Origin of the sequence: Brevundimonas diminuta 3F5N (assembly GCF_900163625.1) — a bacterium.
Taxonomy (GTDB): Bacteria; Pseudomonadota; Alphaproteobacteria; order Caulobacterales; family Caulobacteraceae; genus Brevundimonas; species Brevundimonas diminuta_A.
Window position 1 is genome coordinate 25,893 of sequence record NZ_FUIE01000039.1, and the last position, 21,520, is coordinate 47,412.

Below are 21,520 nucleotides of genomic sequence, written 5' to 3' on the forward strand. Positions count from 1 at the left end.
CGGCCGTGCGCGATTCCTGTCCCTGATGACCCGCGTTCATTGATCGACGCGAATTCTCATTCAAAAGGGGTAGTCTATGGTCGAGTCACCGACAAGGAGAGGCCACTTAGGGAACGATAATTTCACCCAAGCCCGCCTCACCTGTGGCGATAAAGCGACAAATATACTGACGTTAGGTCAATGTTATCGTCGATCAGGTAGCCGAAGCGACTGATTTCGCATCGCGTCTTTTCTTTCGACCGGCCTCGGCGAGCGCCAGAATCGTCGCCGCCATGACAGCCGACAGCACCGATCCGCCGATGACGCCCAGCTTGACCTCAATCTGTTCGGGCGAGTCCACCGCGCCGGGGAAGGCCAGGACGCCGATGAACAGGCTCATGGTGAAGCCGATGCCGCACAGCAGGCTGACGCCGTAGAGCTGCATCCAGCCCGCGCCCGACGGCTTGTCGCCCAGGCCCAGCTTCACCGCCAGCCAGGCGACGCCGAAGACGCCGATCTGCTTGCCGACGAAGAGGCCGAGCGCGATGGCGATGACCAGGGGGGCGAAGGCCTGCTCCAGCGACAGGCCGGCAAAGGAGACGCCCGCCTTGGCGAAGGCGAACAGGGGCAGGACCAGATAGGCCACATAGGGATGCAGGTCGTGCATGGCGTCCTTGAGCGGGCTCTGCGAGGTCTCGCGGCGCGGCTCGACCGGCACGATCAGGGCGAAGGCCACAGCGGTCAGGGAGGTGGACAGGCCCGACTGCACCGTCAGATACCAGACGGCGCCGAAGCCCAGCACCCAGAAGGCGGCGGCCATGCGGCGACGGCCCAGGACGGCGAACAGGGCGATGACGCCCAGCGCCGCCAGCAGCGGAACCCACTGGACGCCCTGGCTGAACAGGACGGCGATCAGGGCGATGGCGCCCAGGTCGTCGACGATGGCCAGGGTCAGCAGGAAGACGCGCAGGGAGGACGGCAGGCTGCGCCCGACCACGGCGAAGACGGCCAGGGCGAAGGCGATGTCAGTGGCCAGGGGAATGGGCCAGCCCTGCGTCGGCCCGCCCAGCGCCCCGACCACGCCCAGATAGACCAGGCCCGGAATCGCCATACCACCGAGCGCCGCCAGGATGGGCAGGGCCAGCTTCTTGGGATTGCTCAGCTCGCCCTTGAGGATCTCGTATTTGATCTCCAGGCCGACGACGAGGAAGAAGACGGCCATCAGGCCTTCCTTGATCCAGTCGGACACCGTCTCCTCCAGCCGCAGCGGGCCGATCTGGACGGCGTGGACGCTCTTGAGCCAGGCGAAATAGTCGGCCGACCAGGGCGAGTTGGCGACGATCAGGGCGGCGACGGCGGCGAGGCCGAGGACGGCCCCGGAACCGGCCTCGGTCTTGAGAAAGGCGAGCGTGAATTTTCTGGCCACGAAGGTCTCCGAAACAATGAGATGGTCTGTCGTGGCGTCAGGTTATCGACGGACGCCGGACCGGATTCGCGCGCAGGGCGGCGCCGGCCTGGCCTCGGGATGGGATCGCGCGAGACCTGATGTCTGCGGCTGAAAATACGGATCGGCGGCGAAGGTTCAAGCCTGATCGACCCGATCGGCCTCGCGGTTGCGAAATGCGCAGCGAAGGCGCATCTGCCGCCCATGCCCGTCTCCCCCGCCTATCGCCCCGAACCCCGCTTCTTCGACCTGGGCGCCGACTACGGCGACGCTGTGAAGGCGGCCGAGTTTCCGCAGACGATCCTGCGCCTGCGCAACGACCGGGCGGCGGCCGAGGTCGGGCTGGAGACATTGAGCGACGCCGAGTGGCTGGCCCATTTCGGCCGGTTCGAGCCCCTGCCCGGCCAGCCCGGCCCCACGGCCATGCGCTATCACGGCCACCAGTTCCGCGTTTACAACCCCGACATCGGCGACGGGCGCGGGTTCCTGGCCGCGCAGATGCGGGAAACCCCTCAAGCCGCCTTGCTCCGCGAGCAAGGCGATAGGGACACTCAACCCCCCCGACTTCTCGACCTGGGCACAAAAGGCTCGGGCCAGACGCCGTGGTCGCGTCATGCGGACGGGCGGCTGACGCTGAAGGGCGGGATGCGCGAGGCGCTGGCGGCGGCCATGTTGGACAGCCTAGGCGTGCCGACCTGCCGGATCCTGTCGCTGATCGAGACGGGCGAGAACCTGGAGCGGCACGACGAGCCGTCGCCGACGCGCGCCGCCGTCATGGTGCGGCTGTCGCACAGCCACATCCGGTTCGGGACGTTCCAGCGCGCGGCCTACTATGGACGCAAGGACCAGATCGAAACGCTGATGGAGCACGCCCGCAGCCTGTACCATCCGGCGGTCGCGCCGGGCGATGCGGCAGGCTTCCTCGCCGCCGTGGTCGAGGCCTCGGCGGCGCTGACGGCGAAATGGATCGCGGCGGGCTTCGTCCACGGGGTGCTGAACACCGACAATCTGAACGTCACGGGCGAGAGCTTCGACTACGGCCCGTGGCGCTTCCTGCCGCACTATGAGCCGGGCTTCACCGCCGCCTATTTCGACCAGAACGGCCTCTACGCCTTCGCCCGTCAGCCCGAGGCGGTGTTCTGGAATCTGACTCAGTTGGCCGGGTGCCTGAAGCTGATCGCCGACGCCGAACCGCAGGTCGCGATCCTGACCGAGGCGCTGAACGGTTTCGGCCCGGCCTATATCCGCCACCTGCGGGCGGCCTTCCTGAACCGGCTGGGCGTGCAGAGTCTGGGCGAGGCGGCGGATCAACGACTGCTGGACGCCACCCTGGCGCTGGCGCGCGAAAAGAAGGAGGCCCTGCGCTGGGAGCCGATCTTCTTCGACTGGTTCGGCGGCTTCAGCTCGGCGGCGCGGGCGCTGGGCGGGGTGCGCGGCAAGACCTATCAGGGCAAGGCCTTCGACGCCTTCCGCTTCGCCTTGATGGAGCATGAGCCGGATCGGCCCGAGCGGCTGGAGCATCCCATGTTCGCCGCCCCCGAACCCGAAGAGATGCTGATCGACGAGGTCGAGGCCCTGTGGAGCGCCATCGACACGGCCGACGACTGGGCGCCTCTGCAGGCCAAACTGGCCCGGCTGGAGGCGGCGAAAGCCGCCTGGAGCCTCTAAGTCATCAATTGATGTCATCGACCGTTGACTCGAGGCCCGCCCAGGCTTAGAGGCGGATGATCCCGGCTGGTTTCAGACAATGGGTTACGAGGAATTGTGGTTTCAGCCCTGCTGTCGCCACGTCGTTTTCCGACCGTGATCACAGATTGTTTCGCCCGCTTGCAAATCGGACTCTAGCAACTGATCTTGTGTCTGTTGCAAAATAACGGTTACGGCCATGACGACGACCACCTTGAACTCCCACCAGGCGCGCGCCCGCGCTGACTATCTGAACATCACGCTGTGGACCTTCCAGGGCTGGATCGCGATGTTCTTCATCGCCGCCGGCTACGCCAAGCTGTCCGAGCCGATGGAAAACCTGATCGTCCTGATGCAGTGGCCGGCCATGGCCAGCGAAGCCTTCGTGCGCGGCCTGGGCCTCGCCGAGATCGTGCTGGCCGTCATGGTTCTGGCGCCGCTGGTCTCGTGGCGGTTCGGCCGTCCCCTGCTGCTGACGGCGGCGGCGGGCCTGCTGGTCCTGGAAGCGATCGCCCTGGGCGTCCACGCCTTCGGCCTGGACCTGGGTTTGAGCCTGACCAACGTCTTCCTGCTGGCCGTCACGGCGCCGGTGCTGTGGTTGCGTCGCCGCTGAGCCGACGCGCCTTCCAGAGATTTTGCGGGTCCGCTTCTCCCCCTCCCCCCTGAGGGCCCGCAAATATAAAGGCCGCGACCCGTCCCCGGTCGCGGCCTTTTCTATTGTCCGTCAGACGCCCTAACCCGCCCGTTCACAACTTCGTAGCCCGACGCGCGAAAAGCTTCCCTTTACGTCCGCGTCAAGTTATGAAGCCGTCATGCCGATTGCTGACGAACATCGCACCTACTCCATCCGGCAGCTGTGCCGCGAGTTCGGCGCGACCGCGCGCGCGCTGCGTTTCTATGAAGACAAGGGCCTGCTGACGCCGTCGCGCAAGGGCCAGACACGCGTCTATGGCCCGCGCGACCGCGCCCGGCTGAAACTGATCATGCGCGGCCGGCGCATCGGCTTCACCCTGATCGAGATCCAGGAGATGCTGGATCTGTATGATCAGAAGGACCACAACGTCCATCAGATGGCCATCGCCCTGCCGCGCCATCGCGCCCGCATCGCGGCGCTGCGGCAACAGCTCGAGGACATCGAAGGCGCCATCGAGACGGCCGAGGCCGCCTGCGCCTGGATGGAGTCCAAGCTGACGGAACACCGTCCCGATCTTCTGCCGGGCGCAGAGGCCTACGCCAGCCTGCTGAGCGAACGCCTCAACGATCCCGACGACCACTTCCTGACCTTCAAAGCGAGAGCCTGATCCCATGAGCTACAAGGCGCCCGTCCGCGACCTGTCCTTCGTCCTGCATGACGTTCTGCAGGTCGAGAACTACGGCAACCAGCTTCCCGACGCCGACCTGTCGCGCGACCTGATCGACCAGATCGTCGAGGAAGGCGGCAAGTTCGCCGAAGAGGTCATCGCTCCGATCAACCGCATCGGCGACCAGGAAGGCTGTCACATCACGGGCGACGTGGTGACGACGCCCAAGGGCTGGAAAGAAGCCTATCACCAGATGGTCGAGGCCGGCTGGCCCTCGCTGGGCTTCAGCACCGAGTTCGGCGGCCAGGGGATGCCCTCGGTCGTGTCGAGCGCGGTGGGTCAGTTCACCGCCGCCGCCAGCGCCGCCTTCTCCATGTATCCGGGCCTGACCAGCGGCGCCTTCCACGGCATCGAGGCCAGCGCCTCGGACGAGATCAAGCAGAAGTATCTGCCGAAGATGGCGTCGGGCGAATGGACCGGCACCATGAACCTGACCGAGCCGCAGTGCGGCACCGATCTGGGCATGGTCCGCACCAAGGCGGTCAAGAACGACGACGGCTCCTATTCGATCACCGGCCAGAAGATCTGGATCTCGGCGGGCGAGCACGACTTCGCCGACAACATCATCCACACGGTGCTGGCCCGTGTCGAAGGCGCGGTTCCGGGCATCAAGGGCCTGAGCCTGTTCGTGGTGCCGAAGTTCCTGGTGAACGAGGACGGTTCGCTGGGCGAGCGCAACGGCGTGGCCTGCGCCGGCCTCGAGCACAAGATGGGCATCCACGGCAACGCCACCGCCGTCATGGCCTATGAGAACGCCAAGGGCTGGCTGATCGGCGAAGAAGGCCGCGGCATGAACAACATGTTCGTGGTCATGAACGAGGCCCGTCTGGGCACCGGCCTGCAGGGGCTGGCCATCGGCGACGCCGCCTATCAGGCCGCCGTCGAGTTCGCCAACGACCGCCTGCAGGGCCGCAGCCTGACCGGACCGAAGAACCCGGACGGCCCAGCCGACCCGATCATGGTCCACCCGGACGTGCGCCGCATGCTGCTGGAAGCCAAGGCCTTCGTCGAAGGCGGCCGCGCCTTCATCCTGTGGACCGCCCTGCAGGCCGACCTGCAGAAGGCCGCCGACGAAGCCGTCGCCACCAAGGCCAAGGACTACATGGGCCTGATCACGCCGGTGCTGAAGGCCTATCTGACCGACAAGGGCTTCCACGTCGCCTCGCTGGCGATGCAGGTCCACGGCGGTTCGGGCTACACCGAACACTTCCCCGCCTCGCAGTATCTGCGAGATGCGCGGATCACCATGATCTATGAAGGCACCAACGGCATTCAGGCGCTGGATCTGGTCGGCCGCAAGCTGCCCGCCAACGGCGGCCGCGCCATCATGAGCTGGTTCGCCGACATCGACGCCTTCGTCGGCGAGAACGGCGAGGACGAGGCGATCAAGCCCTTCGTCGAGGGCCTGGCCGACGCCAAGAAGAAGCTGCAGGAGGCCACCATGTGGCTGATGCAGAACGGCATGGCCAACCCGGACAATGCGGCCGCCGCCTCGACCGATTACCTGCACATCTTCGGCCTGACGGCCTACGCCTTCCTGTGGGCCCAGATGGCCAAGGCGGCGCAGGCCAAGATCGCCGCCGGGGACGCCGATCCGTACTACGCCAACAAGCTGATGACCGGCCGCTACTTCGTCGAGCGCATCCTGCCCGACGCCGGGGCGCACCTGAAGAAGCTGAAGTCCGGCGCCGAGGTGCTGATGCAGATGCCCGCCGAGGCGTTCTGAGCATAAGACTCGCGATCTCCTCCCCATCCCTGATGGGGAGGTGGATCGTCGGCGAAGCCGACGAGACGGAGGGGCTCTTTCCGTTGCTCGACAGTAAACCCTTGCGGTGGCCGTAGCCCCTCCACCGCTTCGCGGTCCCCCTCCCCATCAGGGATGGGGAGGAGAGGAAATCCATGAACGTGCTAGGCAGCCCCGAACCCGACTTCATGAAGGAAGAGGAGATCGTTCTCTTCTCCGACTCCGTCGCCAAATGGATCGACGAGCACGCTCCGCAAGAGAAGTTCCAGCAGTGGATCGCCGAGTCCTCGGTGCCGCGCGGCCTGTGGAACGCGGCGGGCGAGGCCGGCCTGTTGGGCCTGTCGCTGCCGGAAGAGGACGGCGGCTTCGGCGGCGACTACCGGCACGAAGTGGTGCTGATGCGCCAGTTGGGCTGGAAGGGCGCGGACCACTTCGGCATCAGCCTGCACAACGCCATCGTCATGCCCTACATCTGGCACTACGGCACGGCCGAGCAGAAAGCGCGCTGGCTGCCGCGCCTGCAGTCGGGCGAATTGGTCGGCGCCATCGCCATGACCGAGCCGGGCGCGGGCTCCGACCTGCAAGGGGTGAAGACCACCGCCGTCAAGCAGGGCGACCACTATGTGCTGAACGGCTCCAAGACCTTCATCACCAACGGCCAGCTGGCCAACTTCATCATCGTCGTCGCCAAGACCGACCCGGCCGAAGGCGCCAAGGGCACCAGCCTGATCTGCCTCGAAACCGACGGCGCCGAAGGCTTTGAACGCGGCCGCAACCTGCACAAGATCGGCATGGAGGCGAACGACACCTCCGAGCTGTTCTTCAACGATGTGAAGGTGCCGCTGGAAAACGTCATCGGCGACACCGAGGGGCAGGGCTTCGTCCAGCTGATGCAGCAACTGCCGCAAGAGCGTCTGAACATCGCCGTTCAGGGTGTGGCCGCCGCCGAGCGCGGGCTTCAGGAGACGCTGGCTTACGTCAAGGAGCGCAAGGCCTTCGGCAAGCGGGTCATCGACTTCCAGAACACCCAGTTCAAGCTGGCCGAGATCAAGACCAAGCTGACCGTGGCCAAGGTCTTCGTCGACCACTGCATTGCTCTGCACCTGAAGGGCCAGTTGGACGCCGCCACGGCCTCCATGGCCAAATACTGGGTGACGGACATCCAGGGCGAGACCATCGACGAGATGCTGCAGCTCTTCGGCGGCTATGGATACATGACCGAGTATCCAATCGCCCAGCTGTACAAGGACGCCCGCGTCCAGCGCATCTACGGCGGCACGAACGAGATCATGAAGCTGCTAATCGCGCGGACGCTGTAATCAGCGCAGCAGCAGGGCGCCCGCGATCAAGGCGCCTGAGATGACAATCGAAGCGGCGATCCACCGCCCGGCCGAGATGATCGACCGGGCGGTTTCCTTGTCCGGCGCCGGGCTGGCGACCGCCTCGGCCGTCAGGCGGCGGGAGGCCGCGCGGATCAGGCGGGGCAGGTCGTCGCTGGCCGCCGACAGGTCCAGCAGGGCGCCGATCAGGCGGTTGCGCAGGGCCTCGGGACTGCGGCTGGAAAACAGGGCGCGGCTCCAGGCGCCCTTCATCGTCTGGACCAGATCGAAGTCGGGGTCGACGCGCGACAGCACGCCCTCGATCGTCACCAGCGCCTTGAGGATCAGCACCAGATCGGGCGGGGCCGCCACCCGCTCCTGACGCATCAGCCCCATCAGGTCGGCGACGATGGCGGGCAGGTCGACCGCGCCCTGACCGTGGCGGGCGATCAGCCGTTCGGCCCCGGCGGTCAGGCTGGTGCGCGAGACGTCCGCCCCCTCGGTCCAGTCGGCCAGCACCTCGGCCATGCGGGTGCCGTCGCCGGCGGCCAGCGACTGGACGAAGCTGATCAGCTCAGCGCGGCGGCGCGGGGTGACGGTCCCGACCATGCCGAAGTCCAGCAGCCCCACCCGGTCGCCGGGCAGGCCGCGCAGGTTGCCGGGGTGCGGATCGGCGTGAAAGCGGCCGTTGACCAGCACCATGTCCAGCACCGCCTCGGCGCCGACGCGGGCCAGCCGGTGCGGGTCGACGCCCGCCGCCCTCAGCCGTGCGGCGTCTATGGGCGCCACGCCATCGAGATAGTCCTGCACCAGCACGCTGTCGGTCGTGTGCTGCCAGTAAACGGCGGGAATGACGACATCGCGGTTCCCGGCGAAGTCGGCGGCGAAGCGGTCGACGTTGCGGCCCTCGGTGGTGAAGTCCAGCTCGTCCAGCATGGCTTCGGTCAGCTGGGCGATCAGGGCGCGCGGGCGATAGCGGGCGATCTCGGCGCTGGACTGTTCGGCGCGGCGGGCCAGTTCGGCGATCAGGCGCAGGTCGGCCTCGACGCGCGGACGCACGCCGGGGCGGCGGATCTTGACCACCACCTCAGTCCCGTCGTGCAGGGCGGCGCGGTGCACCTGGGCGATGGAGGCGGCGGCCAGCGGCGCCGTGTCGAAACGGGCGAAGACCTGTTCCGGCGGCCCGCCCAGGGCGGCCTCGACCTCGGGCCGCAACACCTCGAAGTCGAGGGTGGGGCCGGCGCTCTGAAGCTGTTCGAACTCGACGATCCAGTCGGCGGGCAGCAGGTCCGAGCGGGTGGACAGGATCTGGCCCAGCTTGACGAAGGTAGGGCCCAGCGCCTCGAGCGCCTGACGGGTGCGGCGCGGCAGCGGCTCCGACCCATCGGCATGGGCCTCGCCGCCGCCGAGGCCGAGACGCAGCAGCACGGCCTCAAGCCCGAAGCGGGCCGCGACGCCGGAAATCTCGGCCAGACGTTTTCGATCGCGCGCCGCTACGGCCAAGGTTGTGAACATGAGAGGCCAACGCGGGGTAAGCTCGCCGCGTTCCCGTCAGGCTGAAGTTGGTCGTCTTCATGAAAGCGCGATATGCAGACGCCATGATCCGTCTTTACGTTCAGGGCGACCTCGCCCCCGGCGCCGCCGTGGCGCCCACGCTCGACCAGTCGCGCTATCTGACGCAGGTGATGCGGTTGAAGGCGGGCGACGAACTGCTGGTCTTCAACGGCCGCGACGGCGAGTGGCGCGTCAGCGTCGCCGAGGTGCTGAAGAAGGGCGTCATCCTGCGCGCCGAGGAGCAGACCCGGCCGCAGGTCTATGGCCCCGATCTGGAGCTGATCGTCGCCGTGGTGAAGAAGGCCCGCGTCGAGACCATCGTCGAGAAGGCCGCCGAACTGGGCGCCAAGCGGGTGCGGCTGGTGCTGACCCAGCGCACCAACGCCGACCGCCTGCGGCTGGACCGGCTGGACGCCATCGCCGAGGAGGCCGCCGAGCAGACCGGGCGCCTGGACGTGCCGGTGGTGGATGATCCGGTGAAGCTGGACGCCCTGCTGGACGGCTGGGAGGACGGGCGGCGGCTGATGTTCTGTGATGAGACGGGCGGCGCGCCGGCGGTGTCCGCCCTGACCGGCGCGGGCGAAGGAAAATGGGCCATACTGATCGGGCCGGAGGGCGGGTTTTCGCCCGAGGAAGGCGAGCGGTTGCGGTCCCTGCCCTTCACCACCGCCGTCTCGCTGGGGCCGCGCATCCTGCGGGCCGACACCGCCGCCATCGCCGCCATGACCCTGTGGCAGGCGGCCGTCGGCGACTGGGATCGCTAGAAGTTTCCGCCGCACCCCTTGAGCATGGCCGTCGGCTGGCCCATCTAGCCGCGACAGCAGAGGTTACAGATGTCCGACACGGCGCCCCTTTCCAGAGACCAGCTGATCCACGCCATGTCGAAGGGCGAGAAGCCCCGCGACCAGTGGCGCATCGGCGCCGAGCACGAGAAGTTCGGCTTCGACAAATCGACCCTGCGCCGCCCCGCCTATGAGGGCGAGAACGGCATCCTGGCGATGCTGACGGGCCTGCAACGCTTCGGCTGGACGCCGGTCGAAGAAGCCGGCCATGTCATCGCCCTGGAGCGCAGGAACGCCGAGGGCTTCAGCGCCTCGATCAGTCTGGAGCCGGGCGGACAGTTTGAACTGTCGGGCGCGCCGCTGAAGGACATCCACGACATCTGCAACGAGACCGGCCAGCACCTGATGGAGGTCAAGCAGGTCGCGGATCAGCTGAACCTGGGCTTCCTGGGGCTGGGCTTCGACCCGATGTGGCGGCGCGAGGACATCCCCGTCATGCCCAAGGGCCGCTATGACATCATGCGCGCCTATATGCCCAAGAAGGGCACGCTGGGCCTGGACATGATGCTGCGCACCTGCACCATCCAGGCGAACCTCGACTTCGACAGCGAAGCCGACATGGTGCTGAAATTCCGGACTTCGCTGGCGCTGCAACCCATCGCCACGGCCCTGTTCGCCAACAGCCCCTTCACCGAAGGCAAGCCGAACGGCTTCCTGTCGGCGCGCGCCAACGTCTGGACCGACACCGACCCGGACCGCACGGGCATGCTGGACTTCGTCTTCCAGGACGGCTTCGGCTACGAACGCTACGCCGACTACGCCCTCGACACCCCGATGTATTTCGCCAAGCGCGGCGAGACCTATGTCGACCTGTCGGGCCAGTCGTTCCGCGCCTTCATGGAGGGCAAGCTGGACGCCCTGCCGGGCGATCGCGCCACGGCGAAGGACTGGGCCGACCACCTGACCACCCTGTTCCCCGAGGTGCGGCTGAAACAGTATCTGGAGATGCGCGGCGCCGACGGCGGGCCGTGGAGCCGCATCTGCGCCCTGCCCGCCCTGTGGGCCGGAATCCTGTATGACGCGCCGTCGCTGGCGGCGGCCTGGGACCTGTGCAAGGACTGGGACATCGAGGACCATGAACGCCTGCGCCGCGACGTGACGCGCCTGGGCCTCAAGGCCGAGGTCAACGGCCGCAGCGTGCGCGACATCGCCGTCGACATGGTGACCATCGCCAAACAGGGCCTCAAGAACCGCGCCCGCTTCAGCGGCGGCATGGTGGACGAGCGCGGCTACATCACCGAGCTGGAAGACATCGCCGACAGCGGCGTGACCTCGGCCGATCGGCTGCTGGAGCTCTACAACGGCGAATGGGGCGGCGATCTCAGCCGCGTCTATCGCGACATGGCCTATTGAAGCTCTCCTGAAACGCGAGCCGCAAGGCGCCCTTAACCGGCAGGCGCTAGGATGAGGTCCAGCCTGCCTTCAGGACCGCGCCTCAGGACCGCCCATGCCCTTCACTCCGGCCGCCGCCCCTTCCTCGACGGGACAGCCGCAGCCGCCGCCTGACGCCGGGGTCGATCTGGCGACCTTCTTCGACGTGTCCCTGGACCTGTTGGTGATCCGCGACCTGGAGGGGCGGATCGTGCGGGTCAGCGCCTCCTGGGCCTCGACCCTGGGCTATCAGCCCGAGGAGCTGGTCGGCCTGGCCATACTGACCCTGGTCCACCCCGACGATCTGCCCGGCACCCTGGGCAGCGTGACCGAAGTCGAGACTCGCCGCCCCGGCGATCCCGTGCTGGGCCACGTCAACCGCTATCGCCACAAGGACGGCCGCTACGTCACCCTGGAATGGCGGGCGCAGAAGTTCGGCGACCGCATCTACGCCGTGGCCCGCGACGTGACGGCCAAGGTGGCGGCGGAGCGCGCCCTGGTCGAGGCCAAGGCCGCGGCCGAGGCCGCCAGCCGCGCCAAGTCCGACTTCCTGGCCAATATGAGCCATGAGATCCGCACGCCGCTGAACGGGGTCATCGGCGTCATCGACGCCCTGGCGCGTACGCCGCTGTCGCCCCAGCAGGCCGAAATGGTCGAGCTGGTCCGCAGTTCGGGCGTGACCCTGGAGCGGCTGGTCACGGACATACTGGACGTGTCGCGCATCGAATCCGGGCGCATGACGCTGGAAGTCCGTCCCTTCGATCTGGACGACGCCTTGATCCCGGCCATCGCTCCCCTGCGCGGCCTGGCCGAAGCGAAGGGGCTGACCTTCCGCCTCGAGCGCGCCGAGACCGCGTGCGGCGTCTTCAACGGCGACGTGGTGCGGATCCGCCAGATCCTGAGCAATCTGCTGTCCAACGCCGTCAAATTCACCGCGCAAGGCCAGGTCTCAGCCCATATCGACCTGCTGGACAGAGGCGACGGCGACGCCCTGCTGACGCTGGAGGTGCGCGACAGCGGCATCGGCTTCGGCGCTGACCATGCGGCGCAGTTGTTCCAGCGGTTCAGCCAGGCCGACGCCTCCATCACCCGGCGCTTCGGCGGGGCCGGGCTGGGCCTGTCCATCTGCCATGCCCTGGCCGAGATGATGGGCGGGCGCATCGAGGCCGAATCGACCCTGGGCGAAGGCAGCCGCTTCCGGGTCGAACTGCCGCTGGCGCGCATCGCCTCCCTGGCCGAGTTCGATGCGGCCTATGACGAGGAAACGACGTCAGACGCGCCGTCTTGCGGCGTCCGTCCCCGCATCCTGCTGGCCGAGGATCATCCGATCAATCAGCGGGTCGTGCAGCTGATCCTGGGCGACAGCGTCGAGCTGACCCTGGTCGAGAACGGCGAGCAGGCCGTGGCCGCCTTCGCCGCCGAGCGGTTCGACCTGGTGCTGATGGACATGCAGATGCCGGTGATGGACGGGCTGAGCGCCACGCGCGCCCTGCGCGATGTCGAGGATGCCGATCCGATGCGTCCGCGCGCGCCGGTCATCATGCTGAGCGCCAACGCCATGGCCGAGCATCAGGAACAGGCCGCCCAGGCGGGCGCCGACCTGCACCTGGCCAAGCCCGTCACGGCCGAGGCCCTGACCGGCGCCGTCCGCCGGGCGCTGGGCGGCCGCGCGGTCTAGCTCAGCCAGCCGGCGATCATGGCCCGCAGCGGATTGGCGGGGTCGGACAGCAGCCGCGCGGTCATGGCCAGAGAGATGACCACCAGCAGGGGGCGGATCAGCCGCGGCCCGAAACGCATGGCCGCGTGCGACCCCAGGCGGCCGCCGATGAACTGGCCCACCGCCATGATCCCTGCCAGCGCCCAGACCACATGGCCGCCCACGGCCAGAACGACGATGCCGACGACGTTGCTCATCAGGTTCAGCGCCTTGGTGTGCGCCGTCGCCCGCGTCAGCCCCATGCCGAGCAGCATGACGAGACTCAGCGCGAAGAACGACCCAGTCCCCGGCCCGAAGAAGCCGTCATAGAAGCCGATCCCGCCCGCCACAAAGGCGTAGGCCAGCGGCGTCAGCCGAGCGTGGGCGTCCTCGTCCGCCGCCTTGGGGCCGAGCAGGAAATACAGGGCGATGCCGACCAGCAGCACCGGCAGCAGCACCATCAGCCACCGCGTGTCGACCAGCGTCACGGCGAAGGCGCCCAGCCCCGCCCCGACCGCCACCAGCGCCAGAGGCCAGCGGATCAGCCGGAAATCCACGCGACCTTTTCGCCAGAAATTCCACAGGGCGCTGGCCGTGCCGACGCTGCCCTGAACCTTGTTGGTGGCGATGGCGGCGACCGGGTTCAGCCCCACCGACAGCAGGGCCGGCAAGGAGATCAGCCCCCCGCCCCCGGCGATGGCGTCGATAAAGCCGGCGATCACCGACGCGACGCCCAGCAGGGCGATGATCTCAGGCGTCAGTTCGAACACGCGCGCAGCACTCCGGTCAGGCTGGCGCTATAGACCCGCGCGGGGCGGGCCGCCACCGCTTCGAGGTGAAGCTGGGGGCACGAACTCAAGCCGGTGCTTCGCGATAAGACGATGACGGCTTTCGCCCCATAGCCGAAGTTGGAACGCTAGCTTTCAAGCTAAGGTGAAATGGCCGATACAGTCGCGCTTGCATCCTCGCCCTGCCATTCTTGCTCCTACAGCTGTCCATGCGACTCGCCCCAAATTGCCTGCTTGCCCCTTTGGGGATCGCTCTCTGCCTCAGCTTGGCTGGGTGCGACTTCACCGTCCGCCCCTGGGAGAACACTGCGCGGCCTGCGGAAGGTTTGAAGGTCAAATTTCCCGATGGCCTAAAAGTCTGCAAAACAATGAGCATGGGGTATGTGTTTAATGGTTTTTCAGCCAGCCTTTCGCCAAACCCAAAACCCTGCAACAGCGACGAAGTGGACTCTCCGTACGTAGGCAGCATGAGTATTTGGTATGAGATCAGCTCAATTCCAGATCAGTGGCCATATCTATGTCGGCCTGATTTCTCTGCTCCAGATCTTAAAAATCGTCTTGCTTCGCTGAAGATAAGGAATCGAGCGACATTCAGCTGCGTTACGCGAGCCCCGGATGGGACAATCAACTTCTGGGTTTTTGCCGAAGCTGAAGAGCCGACCGGCCAGGTAGCTACTTACGTAGCTAGACTATCAACCGATGATAAAAATCTTTCACAAAGTATAAATTATTTTACAGAGCTTCTCTCAAGCGTGGAGCTTAGCTTTCCTCCCGTAAAAACCGATGCCGCGACAGATTGGCACAAGATAGAATTCTCTATGAGGGAGCGGTATCCAGAATTGGATTCGCCGTCAGAATAGTTCATATTTCCGGTAGTTCTGCATTTGGCGAGACCAATGCATTGAGTCCGCTTTCTACCCTTAGCTGACAGGCAACGCATCCGCTTCCCATAGCAACAGCCCGTGATTTCTGCGATCAAGGCGGCCTGCATCAGGAGACCCTTCCATGACAGGTTCCATCCACATCGGCGTCGGCGGCTGGACGTTCGAGCCGTGGCGCGGGGTCTTCTATCCCGAGGGGCTGGTGCAGAAGCGGGAGCTGGAGTTCGCCAGCCGGGCGCTGACCTCCATCGAGATCAACGGCACCTATTATTCGACCTTCAAGCCCGACAGCTGGATGAAGTGGCGCGACGAGACGCCCGACGGCTTCGTCTTTTCGGTCAAGGCCAGCCGCTATTGCACCAATAGAAAGGTTCTGTCCGACGGCGCCGAGAGCTTCGAGCGGTTTCTGTCGCAGGGGCTGACGGTGCTGGGCGACAAGCTGGGGCCGATCAACTGGCAGTTCATGGGGACCAAGAAGTTCGAGCCTGAGGACTTCGAAGGCTTCCTCAAGCTGTTGCCGAAGGAGAAGGACGGCGTGCGGCTGCGGCATGCGCTGGAGGTGCGCAATCCGACCTTCGCCACCGAACAGTTCTATGATCTGGCGCGGAAGTACGGCGCAGCCATCGTCTATGCGGTAGACGATGAGGAGCCGACCTGGCCGCAGATCGACGAAGAAACATCTGACTTTAGATATGCGCGGCTGATGTCCAGCCGCGAGGACGAGCCGACGGGCATGACCTCGGAAGAGCTGGACGCCGTGGCGCGGCAGACCCGCGGCTGGGCCGAGCGCGGCGACGTCTTCGCCTACTTCATCTCGGGGGCCAAGGTGCGGAACCCGGCGGCGGCCCAGGCGCTGATCGCCAAGCTGAAGGACTGAACGCCATGCCCATCGCCACCCGCGCCTTCGCCGCGACCGCCGCCGACCAGCCGCTGAGCCCCTACAGCTTCGAGCGCCGCGATCCGGGGCCGGACGACGTCGCCATCGAGATCAAATACTGCGGCGTCTGCCACTCGGACCTGCATGTGGCGAAGAACGACCTGGGCGGGACGCGCTATCCCATCGTGCCGGGCCATGAGATCGCCGGGGTGGTGACGGCGGTCGGCGCGAACGTCACGCGCTTCAAGGAAGGCGACCGCGTCGGCGTCGGCTGCATGGTCGACAGCTGCCGGACCTGTTCCGCCTGCCGCGAGGGGCTGGAGCAGTATTGCGAGCCGGGCATGACCCAGACCTACGGCTCGCGCGATCCGAAGGGCGCAGGCGTAGGCCAGACCATCACCCAGGGCGGCTATTCCGACCGCATCACGGTGGATCAGGCCTTTGTGCTGAAGATTCCCGACAGCCTGCCGCTGGATGCGGCGGCGCCCCTGCTGTGCGCGGGCGTGACCACCTGGTCGCCGCTGAAGACCTGGGGCGTGGGATCGGGGTCGAAGGTGGCGGTGATCGGCCTGGGCGGGCTGGGCCATATGGCGGTCAAGCTGGCCGCCGCCCTGGGCGCCGAGGTGACGGTGCTGTCGACCTCGGACCGCAAGAAGGCCGACGCCGAACGGATGGGCGCGAAGCATTTCCTGATCAATTCGGACGCCGACGCCATGAAGGCGGCGGCCGAACAGTTCGACCTGATCATCAACACCGTCTCGGCCACGCATGAGATCGCCAGCCACGTCAACCTGCTGGCGCGCGACGGGACCATGGTCATGCTGGGGCTGACGACGGAGGGACTGCCGGTCTTCGCCATGCCCTTGCTGTGGCGCCGCCGGCGCATCGCCGGTTCGCTGATCGGCGGGATTCGCGAGACGCAGGAGATGCTCGACTTCTGCGGCGAACACGGGATCGTGTGCGATATTGAAGTGATCGCCCCCGACCAGATCAACCAAGCTTATGAACGGATGGAACGGTCGGACGTGCGCTACCGCTTCGTCATCGACATGGGCCGTATGGCCGCGACGGCATAACCCTGTCTTCTCGTTCGCCGCCAGCCGCGCTAAGGCTGTCAGCAAGGGAGACGGACGGCGTCGCGACCATGACGACCGCCGCACAGGACAGGGAGACGTCATGACGCGTACCGCATTCGTCACCGGGGGCACCCGGGGCATCGGCAAGGCGATCGTTCAACGACTGAAGGAAGACGGGCTGCAGGTCGCCGCCGGTTATTCCGGCAACACCGAGGCCGCAGAGGCCACCGCCCGCGAACTGGGCGTCATGGTGGTGAAGGGCAACGTCGGCTCGTTCGAGGACTGCGCTCGCGCGGTGCAGGAAGTCGAGGCGCAGCTGGGCCCCATCGACGTCCTGGTGAACAACGCCGGCATCACGCGCGACGGCTTCTTCCACAAGATGAGCGCGGACCAGTGGTCCGACGTGATCCGCGTCAACATGGACAGCGTGTTCAACATGACGCGCCAGGTCATCAACGGCATGCGCGACCGGAGCTTCGGCCGCATCGTCAACATCTCCTCGATCAACGGCCAGAAGGGCCAGATCGGCCAGACCAACTATTCCGCCGCCAAGGCCGGGATGATCGGCTTCACCAAGGCGCTGGCGCTGGAGAACGCGCGCAAGGGCGTGACCGTCAACTGCATCGCGCCGGGCTATATCGACACAGAAATGGTCGGCGCCATGGACCAGAAGGTGCTGGACGCCATCGTGGCCCAGATCCCCGTCGGCCGCCTGGGCAAGGGCGAGGAGATCGCCGACATGGTGTCCTGGCTGTCGGGCGAGCGTGCCGGATATGTCACAGGGTGCACGCTCTCGCTCAACGGCGGGCAGTACCTGGTTGGATAAGCCGCGTTCGCCCAAAATCCGCCGTTCGCGCGTATCACCTCTGAAAACATGAAGACTGCGGTCGAAGTCGTGGCGGAGAAACCGCCTTTCTTCGCCGTCGCAACGCCCAGCGCAGCGACGGGCGCGGGCGTGCGCCTGCTCCAGGCCACCGGGTTGGCGCTGGCCTTCGCCTGCCTGGCGGGCGCCGTCGAGGCTGAAGCCCAGACCCGCTCGAACGTCCAGTCCGAACAGAGCCGCGTCATCCGCGACCAATCGGTCATCCGCACCACCCCGCCGCCGGGGCGCTATGTCTCCGAGGCGGGCCAGACCTTCATTTTGGACCGGGCGGGGTCGCTGACCCTGCTGCGGTTCGAGCGCTCGACCGAGACCTGGGCGCTGCGTCCGTCCTCGGCGCCGCGCGGCGACACCATCTATCGCAACGATGCGGGCGATCAGGTGCTGCGCGTCACCACCGGCGGCGGCATCACCGTCTATACGACGCGCGCGCCCGGCGGCTCGCCGGTCAGCCTGGCCGGGCCGCCGGTCAGCCTGGAGCCGCCCTCCCTCGGCCCGGTGCAGATGTTCAACCTGATGACCCGGCGCAGCAGCCTGGTCTCGGAGGCCATGGGCCGCCTGGTCCGCATCAACGTCTTCGGCGAAGAATCCGAGGCCCTGTGCATCGAGGCCCTGATCGTCACCACCGACGCCGTGGTCCGCATCGCCCGCTCGCCCAGCGCCCGACCCTTCCTGGATCGGCTTCGCAGCATCACCGTGGTCGAGGGCCAGCGCGCGAGCGTGACCTATTCCAGCGGCGACCTGCGCGTCGTGGTCGACCCCCGGCGCGGCATCGCCGGCCGCCCTTCGTCGGCGCGCGTCATCCGGGCCGTCATCCCGCAAGACTGACGGTGGACCAAAGGTCCGACCCGCGCCATCTGCCCTTTCGCGTCCATTGGGCGTATGAGGGCCGCCATACTCACTATCAGAGAGGCTGATTTCACAGTGACCTCTTCCCTCACCGCCGTTTCCGCCGAGGACAAGGCCAAGACCCGCGCCATCGTTCCGGTGTCGATGAAGGGCTATGACGCCGACTTCCAGGCCTTCGCCGACGCCCTGGGCGCCTCCTTCGCCCGCTACGGATTCGCCGTCATCGCCGACCACGGCCTGGACCAGGGGTTGATCGACGCCGCCGTGTCCGACGCCAAGGCCTTCTTCGCCCTGCCTGAGGACGTGAAGCGCCAGTACCATCAGGCCGGCACGGGCGGCGCGCGCGGCCTGACCCCCTTCGGCGTCGAGGCGGCCAAGGGCGCCAAGGCGGTGGACCTGAAGGAATTCTGGCACACGGGCCGCGAACTGCCGGAGGGTCATCCCTATCGCCAGTACATGCGCGACAACGTCTGGCCGACCGAGGTCGCGGGGTTCCAGGAGCACGTCTACGGCCTGTACGACGGTCTGGACGAACTGGGCCGCCGCGTGCTGAAGGCCATCGCCCGCTATCTGAAGCTGGACGACGCCTATTTCGAGGACAAGGTCCAGCTGGGCAACAGCGTGTTGCGCCTGCTGCACTATCCGCCGATCCCGGCCGACGCCGAAGGCGTGCGCGCGGGCGCCCATGAGGACATCAACGTCATCACCCTGCTGCTGGGCGCCGAAGAGGCCGGGCTGCAGCTGAAGGACTCGGACGGCGAGTGGCTGGACATCGCCCCGCCGCCGGGCGCCCTGGTGGTCAACATCGGCGACATGCTGCAGCGGCTGGTCAACCACGTCCTGCCGTCGACGACCCACCGCGTGGTCAACCCTGCGCCCGAGCGTCGGGGCTTCGCCCGCTATTCGACGCCCTTCTTCCTGCACTTCAACCCGGACTTCCCGATCGAGACCCTGCCGTCGACGATCACGGCGGAAAACCCGGACCGCTATGCGGGCAAGACCATCCTGGCCGAGGCCTTCCTGACCGAGCGCCTGAAGGAGATCCGCCTGATCTGACCGGGCGGAGCGACTGAAAAGCACGAAGGGCCGGCGGATCGCTCCGCCGGCCCTTTTGCTTGCGTCCGCGCCCTCGTCAGCGGGCGATGCGCAGGCGGGTGATGTCGCGACCGATGGCGCGGAAGGCTTCCTTAAGGTCGGTATTCTTGTTCGGAGTAAAGAAGTGCTCCTTGCTGGTGGCGCACTGCTGCATGACCTCATAGGCCGTATCCACGCCCGCTCCGCCTGTGCTGGTGCTAAGGTTGAAGCCGACCGTGTAGATGACGATGTTCTCCTTCTTCATCCCCTCACAGAGCGCTACGGACTGAGCAAAGGGGCTGCCGTTCGGCGCGCTGCAGTTGATCTGGAAATTGGCGTTGCCTGCGGATCCGTTGCTGGGGGCGTCATGCGAGATCACGCCCTGGCAATAGGGGTTATTGAACTCGCCGTCCGTCATCAGCACGACGGCTTTCAGCGTCTTGGAGGTATCATAGAGATTGGCGCTGCTGGCGGAGGGCCAGACGGTGTTGAAGTTCGGCGAGACCGCATACCAGCCCCATTCGATGCCGATCTGCCCCGCTGTCGAGCCGGCCGCCCGATAGGCGTCAATCTGACTGTTCAGCCCTTTCACGCCTCTCTTGTCGTCATCGTTCACCTGATCGGTCAAGGGCGTGAGCGTATTGCTCAGGCAACGGTTGTCTTCATGCGGATAATTGCGGCCGCCCCACTCGTCTCGCTCCGACGTTCGGCCTGGACTGCGGTCTGTCGGGATCAGTGCGCCGGACCTATTCCGTTCGGTCCACAAGCGTTCGCTGACACAAGTGCTCGAAGACAGATCACGCAAGGTGCGATTGTCGCGACCGATGAAATAGCGTCGTTCGCAGCCGTCATAGCCGCACTGAACGGCCCCCCCTCTAGAGTAGGCGGATTGCTCTGGCCCCCATAGGCCGACGCTGAACTGGTCGTCGGAAATCTTTGTCACCTGGAAGGTGTTGTTGAGCGCGCTCATGCCCTGAACGCCCGAAACTTTCACCCAATCGCCCGTCGAGAGCGTGTGCTGGTTTGATGTCACCCAGACCTGACAATCGGGCGCCCAGCACCGACGGAAACTACCGGTATTGTTGCGGCCGTTGCCCGAAAAACCGGAAATCTGGAAGCTATTGGTCGTCACAGACGACACGCGATGGACGCGATTGTTCAATCCTGAAGAGGCGTTGCTGACGCCGCTGATCCAGACGTAATCGTCCTTTTTCAGCCCATGATTGTTCGCAGTCAGACTGCCGTTGGAGACTCGCGAAAGCGATTTGGCCGCATCGGCCCAGTCGGCCCCCTGCACCGTCGTCGACGTCTGTAGCGGCCCCCGCGCCTTGGCGGCGTAGTCGCCCAGGTTCACTCCCATGGAATAAGGCACCAGAGCCACACGCGACGTGAAAGGACTCTGCTGCTCCTGCACCACAAGGCCCACCAACTCCTTGGCCGCTTCCTTCAGGCTGACCAACGGCGAACCGGCCATAGAGCCGGTAATGTCCAGAACCAACGCCACCTCGACGTTGCGGGAGGCCCGCACAACCTCCGAACTGGCCCCGACCGGCAGATAATCGTCCAAAAGCTTGCCGTAGGGCGGCAGGAAGACGTTGGCGACCAACACCTTCACATCAACCTTGGCTTCAGCCTCAACCCGACGATTGTCGACCAGGGTAAAGCTGGCGGTGTCGCCATCCTTACCAAAATAACCCGGCATATTAGCCTTGAGCGCCGCCAAGCCGACGGTGTTGATGTTGACGTCGTCGGTGAAGTTCGAGCGGGCGGCGGCCAGGGCGGCGGCGTCCAGCGCGTCCTGAAGTTGGGCCTTCACCTTGGAGGCCTGGTGGATGTCGATGGCGCCCAGGGTGATCATCAACAGCACCGGCAGGGCCATGGCGAACATCATCGCCACATTGCCCTGTGTCTGGCGCAGGAAGCGCGAGGCCAGGCTCTTCAGGCCGGCGGCCCCACAGGCGCGTTTCAGTCGGTCCATCGTCTTGCCAAACCCCGGCTGCCTCGGCGCGGACGCACAGGTCCGCAGTCGACCTCAGCATGACGCGGGTCCGTTAAGGCTTGGCCCCCCGTTCACGGTTAACGGCGGGTTGCGAAACGGC

18 protein-coding genes are annotated in these 21,520 nt (G+C 66.2%); 14 read left to right on the plus strand and 4 right to left on the minus strand.

Annotated elements, in window-relative coordinates; translation table 11 throughout:
• Positions 1-193: 193 nt before the first annotated feature.
• A complete protein-coding gene (gene nhaA / locus FM111_RS07550) occupies positions 194-1,405 on the minus strand; it encodes a Na+/H+ antiporter NhaA (protein ID WP_087140358.1) in 1,212 nt (403 codons plus the stop codon).
• Between the two features lie 222 nt (positions 1,406-1,627).
• Between nhaA and FM111_RS07555 the strand changes: the two genes are divergently transcribed.
• From FM111_RS07555 to FM111_RS07575, 5 genes are all read left to right on the plus strand, one after another.
• Positions 1,628-3,091, plus strand: coding sequence for a protein adenylyltransferase SelO family protein (locus FM111_RS07555; protein WP_087140359.1), 1,464 nt, complete (start codon positions 1,628-1,630; stop codon positions 3,089-3,091).
• Between the two features lie 217 nt (positions 3,092-3,308).
• Positions 3,309-3,722 carry a DoxX family protein gene (locus tag FM111_RS07560; RefSeq protein WP_087140360.1) on the plus strand — a complete coding sequence of 138 codons (414 nt, stop codon included), beginning with the start codon at positions 3,309-3,311 and terminating at the stop codon, positions 3,720-3,722.
• A 199-nt stretch (positions 3,723-3,921) separates the two neighbouring features.
• Complete coding sequence (locus FM111_RS07565) at positions 3,922-4,410, plus strand: MerR family transcriptional regulator (protein WP_087140361.1); 489 nt, start codon at positions 3,922-3,924, stop codon at positions 4,408-4,410.
• A gap of 4 nt (positions 4,411-4,414) precedes the next feature.
• A complete protein-coding gene (locus FM111_RS07570) occupies positions 4,415-6,196 on the plus strand; it encodes an acyl-CoA dehydrogenase C-terminal domain-containing protein (protein WP_087140362.1) in 1,782 nt (593 codons plus the stop codon).
• A gap of 173 nt (positions 6,197-6,369) precedes the next feature.
• Positions 6,370-7,533 carry an acyl-CoA dehydrogenase family protein gene (locus FM111_RS07575; protein ID WP_087140363.1) on the plus strand — a complete coding sequence of 388 codons (1,164 nt, stop codon included), beginning with the start codon at positions 6,370-6,372 and terminating at the stop codon, positions 7,531-7,533.
• Here FM111_RS07575 and FM111_RS07580 read toward each other — a convergent pair whose 3' ends face one another.
• Positions 7,534-9,048, minus strand: coding sequence for an ABC1 kinase family protein (locus FM111_RS07580; protein ID WP_087140364.1), 1,515 nt, complete (start codon positions 9,046-9,048; stop codon positions 7,534-7,536).
• Between the two features lie 83 nt (positions 9,049-9,131).
• On the opposite strand from FM111_RS07580, the gene FM111_RS07585 reads away from it, so the two are divergent.
• From FM111_RS07585 to FM111_RS07595, 3 genes are all read left to right on the plus strand, one after another.
• Positions 9,132-9,851: a 16S rRNA (uracil(1498)-N(3))-methyltransferase gene (locus FM111_RS07585; protein WP_087140397.1), complete on the plus strand. Its 720-nt coding sequence runs from the start codon at positions 9,132-9,134 to the stop codon at positions 9,849-9,851.
• A 69-nt stretch (positions 9,852-9,920) separates the two neighbouring features.
• On the plus strand, positions 9,921-11,282 hold the full coding sequence (locus FM111_RS07590; RefSeq protein ID WP_087140365.1) for a glutamate--cysteine ligase: 1,362 nt from the start codon (positions 9,921-9,923) through the stop codon (positions 11,280-11,282).
• Positions 11,283-11,376: 94 nt separating this feature from the next.
• Positions 11,377-12,978, plus strand: a complete 1,602-nt coding sequence (locus FM111_RS07595; RefSeq protein ID WP_087140366.1) for an ATP-binding protein — start codon at positions 11,377-11,379, stop codon at positions 12,976-12,978.
• Here the strand turns inward: FM111_RS07595 and FM111_RS07600 are convergent.
• Complete coding sequence (locus FM111_RS07600) at positions 12,975-13,766, minus strand: TSUP family transporter (protein WP_087140367.1); 792 nt, start codon at positions 13,764-13,766, stop codon at positions 12,975-12,977. The genes FM111_RS07595 and FM111_RS07600 overlap by 4 nt on opposite strands.
• A 386-nt stretch (positions 13,767-14,152) precedes the next feature.
• Between FM111_RS07600 and FM111_RS16180 the strand changes: the two genes are divergently transcribed.
• From FM111_RS16180 to FM111_RS07625, 6 genes are all read left to right on the plus strand, one after another.
• A complete protein-coding gene (locus tag FM111_RS16180; RefSeq protein WP_143276060.1) occupies positions 14,153-14,644 on the plus strand; it encodes a hypothetical protein in 492 nt (163 codons plus the stop codon).
• A gap of 145 nt (positions 14,645-14,789) precedes the next feature.
• Positions 14,790-15,542: a DUF72 domain-containing protein gene (locus FM111_RS07605; RefSeq protein WP_143276061.1), complete on the plus strand. Its 753-nt coding sequence runs from the start codon at positions 14,790-14,792 to the stop codon at positions 15,540-15,542.
• 5 nt (positions 15,543-15,547) lie between these two features.
• Positions 15,548-16,618, plus strand: a complete 1,071-nt coding sequence (locus tag FM111_RS07610; RefSeq protein WP_087140369.1) for an NAD(P)-dependent alcohol dehydrogenase — start codon at positions 15,548-15,550, stop codon at positions 16,616-16,618.
• A gap of 100 nt (positions 16,619-16,718) precedes the next feature.
• Positions 16,719-17,444 carry an acetoacetyl-CoA reductase gene (gene phbB / locus FM111_RS07615; RefSeq protein ID WP_087140370.1) on the plus strand — a complete coding sequence of 242 codons (726 nt, stop codon included), beginning with the start codon at positions 16,719-16,721 and terminating at the stop codon, positions 17,442-17,444.
• Between the two features lie 48 nt (positions 17,445-17,492).
• On the plus strand, positions 17,493-18,326 hold the full coding sequence (locus tag FM111_RS07620) for a DUF4908 domain-containing protein (RefSeq protein WP_087140371.1): 834 nt from the start codon (positions 17,493-17,495) through the stop codon (positions 18,324-18,326).
• Between the two features lie 54 nt (positions 18,327-18,380).
• The gene (locus tag FM111_RS07625) at positions 18,381-19,403 is read left to right on the plus strand and encodes an isopenicillin N synthase family dioxygenase (protein ID WP_087140372.1); all 1,023 of its coding nucleotides are present in this window, start codon (positions 18,381-18,383) and stop codon (positions 19,401-19,403) included.
• A gap of 76 nt (positions 19,404-19,479) precedes the next feature.
• On the opposite strand, the gene FM111_RS07630 is transcribed toward FM111_RS07625, so the two are convergent.
• Positions 19,480-21,399, minus strand: coding sequence for a TadE/TadG family type IV pilus assembly protein (locus FM111_RS07630; protein ID WP_087140373.1), 1,920 nt, complete (start codon positions 21,397-21,399; stop codon positions 19,480-19,482).
• Between the last annotated feature and the right edge of the window lie 121 nt (positions 21,400-21,520).